Here is a 4,939-nt window from a genome sequence, read left to right on the forward strand (position 1 = left end):
GAGCATGAAGCAATGCGCATCTGCGTGATCAACCCGAACACGACGGCGTCGATGACCGACCAGATCGCCACCGCCGCCCGGTCGGTGGCCGGGCCCGGAACGGAGATCGTGCCGCTCACCTCGACGATGGGGCCCGCCTCGATCGAGTCGCACTACGACGAGGCACTCGCGGTACCCGGCGTGCTCGAGGCAATCTTGGCGTCCGAACGCAGTGAGCGCCGCGCGGACGGGTATCTGCTGGCCTGTTTCGGTGACCCCGGGCTTGATGCGGCGCGAGAAGTCTCGTCGGGTCCGGTACTCGGGATCGCCGAAGCCGGTATGCACGCGGCATCGATGTTGGGGCGGCGATTCTCTGTGGTCACCACATTGGGCCGGACGATCGGCCGGGCCGACGAACTGGCCGAAAGATACGGGATGAGCAAACACTGCATCGGATTCCACGCGTGCGAGATCCCGGTACTGGAGCTCGAATCCAACCCTGAGACCGCCGCTATTCTCATCGAGGCCTGCCGCTCGGCTGCCGAAGCCGATGGCTGCGACGCAATCCTGCTCGGGTGCGCCGGCATGGCAGATCTGGCCAAGACCATCAGCGCAAAAATCGGGCTTCCGGTGATCGACGGGGTCGCCGCCGGGACAGCGTTCCTGCAGTCGTTGATCACCCTCGGCATGGCGCCGGCATGTGTCGGCGAATTGGCGCCCCCGCGACCCAAACACTATGCGGGCCTGCTCGCTCCGTTTGGCATCCCGGACACTCACCCGGCCCGGAATACACCCGATGACTGTGCGTAGCAGTCGGATTCTGCACCCGTCTCAGTCCAATGAATATCTCTACCTGAGAAAAGCCTGTCATTGATAGTGTTTTGTCTCCGCGTTCAATATTCAGGCACACTGGACGTCAATGCATAAGCCGACGATGTCACTGGTAATACCCGCCTACAACGAGGCCGAGACAATCGGCTGGTTACTGGACTCGCTGAAAACCGAGCTCGACGAACTCGACGAGATCATCGTCGTCGACAACAATTCGACCGATGACACCGCAGCGATCGCCACCTCGTTCTGCGAGCAGATCCCGCAACTGCGGCTCGTCAAAGAGACCAGGCGGGGTGTGATCGCCGCACGAAATACAGGCTTCGACGACGTCACCAGCGACATCATCGGCCGCCTCGACGCAGACACCCGCGCCAAGCCCGGATGGGCGGCCGCGGTCCGGGACTATTTCGCCCGCGCCGACGAGACCGTCGGAGCCGGCACCGGGCTCTTCGACCAGTACGACATGCCACTGCAGTGGCTTCACCGGCGTCTCGTCAAGCTGGCGATGTCGAATGCCGATCGCAATGGTGGCGACATACCGTCGCTCTTCGGGGCCAACATGGCAATCCGCCGCACGACCTGGGAGAAGATCCGGCCGATCCTGCTCGAACAGGACGGAATCTTCGACGACCTCGATATCACGTTGTGTACCAAAGAGACCGGACAGCGCAGCGTGTTCATCCCGAACATGGAGATCGGCGCCTCGGGGCGGCGCATGCTGTCGAGCACCGCCATTTATCGGCAGTTCACCGCATATATGCCGGCCACATTGGAAGCCCGCGGCATGCCCGAGGCGGCGAAGCGGTCATGGGCAAACGTGCGCACGATGCGACTGCTCCACCGGCTCTTCTGGGTGCCCGCGCGGGCCTGGGACCCCATCAAGGGTCGGTACTCTCCACGACAACTCTTCTCCGAGCGACAGCAGCGCGTCCTGCCCTACGGCTCCGACTGAGTCGACTCCAGCAGCCCGACCACGGTGGATCGGACGGGTCGACCCCCGCGTACCGGTGGCGCAGGGCTTTCGGTCACGTGGGCGAAGGGCTCGTGGTGTCAATTCGCTCACAGTTTCAAAACTGTGTCGGCGCGAAAGATTGTCATCAGAAATAGGCGGAAGCCGAATACTGACAATAGCGGCACCTTCGCAGCGAAAATGCACAACAGCAAATCCGCGACCAGGGGAGTTGTAACCCCGAATAGTCGGCGTGCGATCATGAAATACAGGGAACAACCGATTCTTCGATGACATATCGCAGCTGGAGGTAGCACATTGATGCGTGATTGGCGGCGCCCGATCGGCGCGTTGGCTGTTGCTGTCCTGCTCAGCATCGGCGCTCACGTCGGCGTTGGCGCGCCTGCGCAGGCCGCGCCTGCGCGATCACCCGAGGGCGCCAATGACCCATCGTGCGTTCCGTCCGCAGAGCACCCTCGTCCGGTTGTTCTCGTGCACGGCACCTGGGCCGACATGGACACCACGTGGAAGACCCTGGCCCCCATACTGAAAGACGAGGGCTACTGCGTTTACGCCCTCAACTACGGGAAGAGTGTTCCGGGCTCCGGCCAGAACCTTCTCGATCTGGTCGGCGGCGACACCGTGGTCCGGTCCGCGCAGACGCTCGCCGGCTTCGTCGCACAGGTCCGGACGCAAACCGGTGCCGCGCAGGTCGATCTGATCGGCCATTCGCAGGGCGCCCTGGTGGCCCGCGAATACTTGAAGAATGCGGGCGGCACCGACATCGACAATCCGGCGCAGAACGCGGTGCACACACTCATCAGTCTGGCCGGCACCAATCACGGCACCAGCTTCCACCTGAACCAGGGACTCGGTGCCATCGCGCAGTTGCTCGGGATCCCGGTCATCGCGCTGTCCAACGTCGCAGTCGGTCCCTCCTACGTCGAACAGATGGCCGGTTCGCCGTTCCTCGGCGACCTCAATGAAGGCGGCGACACCCGGCCCGGCGTCGAGTACATCGCCATCGCGACGCGTGACGACATGATGGTCACACCGGCCGAGAACGCCTTCCTCATGCCCTCCCCCGGCCATACAGTGCGGAACGTCTGGGTTCAGGACGGCTGCCCCGCAGCAGAAGTCGACCACATGCAGATGACCAGCAACCCCCGCGCGATGTGGCTCACGCTCGACGCGTTGGATCCGGGATACGCCGCGACACATCCCGCCCCTTGCCCCTAGTGTCGCGGGGGGGGGTGGGGACGGCACGGATACTGACCAGCCCACGACGCTGAATTCCTGGCTGCCTCCGACGCTCGGTGCGTAGCCGACTTCGAAGACTCCGGCCAGCAGCAGGACGAGCCAAGCGCCGGTGTTCCGCAGTCCGCTCGCCGCAGCGAAATCGCCTGTCGCACCTGTGATGTCTCGGGACATCACAATCGATGTGTCGTACCCCTCGTTTATTCTCGCATGTATGTTCGAAGGGGAGATCGAAGATGCAGGCGGGGACGACGAAATCGGCCCTGTCGAGTCGCTGGACGTCAACGAGTTGCTGCACACCACCACACTCGCGATGGCACAGCAAAGCCGGATGGAATGGCAGCGATATGCCGCCGCGGCCATGGTCCATCGCAAGCTGGTGGAACCAACAGTCGGCACCGACGATGAACTGCGGGCCCTTGATCCGTTCACCCAATGCGCGGCGAGACTGGCCATAGCTCAGGGGCTGACCCAGCAGGCCGCAGAGTTGCAAGTCCATCGCGGGGTGGCGCTGCGCGATCGTCTGCCCGCGGTCAACGCGCTACTGCGGGCGGGACGGGTTGCCGCCCATCACATTCCCGACATTATTGCTCGGACCGAGTTGATCGACGGGTCGGCCCATCGCGCCGAAATCGATCAGGCCATCGCCGAAGCGCTTGCTCGTCAGGGATCGTGGGGTGTGGGGGTCGAATGCCGACCATGGGATGGCGGTGATGGACGCGCACGGCACGGCTGAAGAGATCACGATGATCATGGCCCGCTTGGAAAAGCTGGCCATGGCGACCTGTAAAGCTGATCCGCGCCGCAAAGCTGATCGGATGGCCGATGCTCTGTTCGCGACGGTGATGGGCCGCGAGTTCTACTGTCAATGCCCCAACGATCCGAAACATCCCTGCACCGCCGAGATCATCACCGTCCCCGCCGATCAGGTCATCTCCGGTGTGGATGCGAAGATCGTGATGCATGTGATCACCGATCAGGCCACCCTCGACGGCCGTGCCGAGGATCCGGGCTATCTCGACGGGCATGGCGTCATCTCCGGCGACCATGTGCGCGATATCGCGGCTCGTCCGGAAACCGTCACCCGCCCGATGGGCAACAAGACCGAACCTGTCCAGCCGCACACTGCCGAACCTGCACCTGCACCTGCACCAGCATCTGCGGATACAGGGCCCGTGCAACCACCGGTCACCGAGCCGCCACCACCTGCCGAACCTCGACGCACGGTGAACATGCGTGGGCCACAGAACCCCACACTCGACGAGTTCCCTGACACTGCCGACGTGACCGAAGCACCGTTCCTGCAAGCAGTCCCGCTGCCGGCCACCCAACCCGGCGACAAGTACCGCCCTTCGGCAGTCCTGGACAGCTACCTCCGCATCCGCGACATCTACTGCATGTGGCCCGGCTGTGAGCACAAAGCCTGGGGCGCCGACCTGGATCACACCCACGAATACGACCACGCCTGTCCAGATGCGGGTGGCTGCACCCATCCCTCGGAGATGAAGACACTGTGCCGCTTTCACCATCTACTCAAGACCTACTCCGATTGGCTTGATGATCAATACCCCGACCCCACGACCGGGCGAACGTGCCTGATCGTCACCACCCCCGAAAGCCGTCACTACCACGGCCCGGCCTGGACCGGTGAGGATTTGTTCCCGACGTTGAGGCTGATCGTCTTCGATCAACGCGGTTCACCGGGCGCATCATCGCCACGGACACCGCCACCACCGTCATCGCGCAGGCCGCAGACACGGACCGCTACCAAACACGCACGCCGCCAACAGGAACGGTTGGCAAACCGTCGACAGCGCGAACTGCAGGAACAACACAGCCAGGCACTGCGCGACGAGCGAGGAAGGAACGAGCCGCCACCGACCTACTAGGCGTTGTCGCCGTCCGCACCGGACCTCAGGG

At 63.6% G+C, this 4,939-nt stretch carries 3 protein-coding genes and 1 pseudogene; all 4 read left to right on the forward strand.

What is annotated here, in order from left to right; all coding sequences use genetic code 11:
* Positions 1 to 12: 12 nt before the first annotated feature.
* The 4 genes and pseudogenes from AC1TQG_RS02885 (at position 13) to AC1TQG_RS02900 (ending at position 4,908) form a co-directional block, all read left to right on the forward strand.
* On the forward strand, positions 13 to 789 hold the full coding sequence (locus AC1TQG_RS02885) for an aspartate/glutamate racemase family protein (RefSeq protein WP_482135431.1): 777 nt from the start codon (positions 13 to 15) through the stop codon (positions 787 to 789).
* A 109-nt stretch (positions 790 to 898) separates the two neighbouring features.
* Complete coding sequence (locus AC1TQG_RS02890) at positions 899 to 1,765, forward strand: glycosyltransferase family 2 protein (protein ID WP_482135432.1); 867 nt, start codon at positions 899 to 901, stop codon at positions 1,763 to 1,765.
* A 318-nt stretch (positions 1,766 to 2,083) separates the two neighbouring features.
* Positions 2,084 to 3,001 carry an esterase/lipase family protein gene (locus tag AC1TQG_RS02895; RefSeq protein WP_482135433.1) on the forward strand — a complete coding sequence of 306 codons (918 nt, stop codon included), beginning with the start codon at positions 2,084 to 2,086 and terminating at the stop codon, positions 2,999 to 3,001.
* 379 nt (positions 3,002 to 3,380) lie between these two features.
* Positions 3,381 to 4,908, forward strand: a pseudogene (locus AC1TQG_RS02900) (HNH endonuclease signature motif containing protein).
* Positions 4,909 to 4,939: the final 31 nt, after the last annotated feature.

The organism is Williamsia sp. Y844, assembly GCF_056786475.1.

Bases quoted from the DNA above. Each gene is read 5' to 3' on its own strand.
- AC1TQG_RS02885 (WP_482135431.1), top strand. From the start codon at position 13: ATGCGCATCTGCGTGATCAACCCGAACACGACGGCGTCGATGACCGAC.
- AC1TQG_RS02890 (WP_482135432.1), top strand. From the start codon at position 899: ATGCATAAGCCGACGATGTCACTGGTAATACCCGCCTACAACGAGGCC.
- AC1TQG_RS02895 (WP_482135433.1), top strand. From the start codon at position 2,084: ATGCGTGATTGGCGGCGCCCGATCGGCGCGTTGGCTGTTGCTGTCCTG.